Source organism: Streptosporangium nondiastaticum (assembly GCF_003011965.1).
In the GTDB taxonomy this organism is placed as follows: Bacteria; Actinomycetota; Actinomycetes; order Streptomycetales; family Streptomycetaceae; genus Streptomyces; species Streptomyces nondiastaticus.
Genome location: NZ_PXWG01000375.1, coordinates 1 through 421, shown reverse-complemented (window position 1 = coordinate 421; position 421 = coordinate 1). Strand labels below are relative to the sequence as shown.

Annotated in this window: 1 protein-coding gene; it reads left to right on the top strand. The window is 72.2% G+C overall.

Annotated elements, in window-relative coordinates:
- The coding region (locus tag B7P34_RS36310; RefSeq protein ID WP_223268637.1) for a phospholipase D-like domain-containing protein at positions 1-421 on the top strand (421 nt) is incomplete at both ends.

Below are 421 nucleotides of genomic sequence, written 5' to 3'. Positions count from 1 at the left end.
GGCCTTGCGCCAGGCTGCGGCCCGCGGCGTGCGGGTGCGGCTGCTGCTGCAGGGTCGCCCCGATTTCCGCATCGCGGCCGTCGCCGCGCAGGCCCTGTACGCCGAGTTGCAGGCGCACGGCGTGCACATCCACGAGTACCAGGCGGCCTTTCTGCACGCCAAGGTGCTGAGCGTGGACGACAGCTGGGCCACGATCGGCTCGTCCAACCTCGACCCGCTGTCCCTGGTGCTCAACCTCGAAGCCAACCTGATCGTGCGCGACCGGGCCTTCGTCAGCGAGCTCAACGCCTCGCTGGCCGAGGACTTTGCGCTCAGCAACGAGGTGCCCCCCTGGCCGGACCACGACCCCGGCTGGCGCGGCCGGCTGCGGCGGCGGGCGGTGGCCTGGCTCGCGCAGGCCTATCTGCGCCTGTCAGGTGTC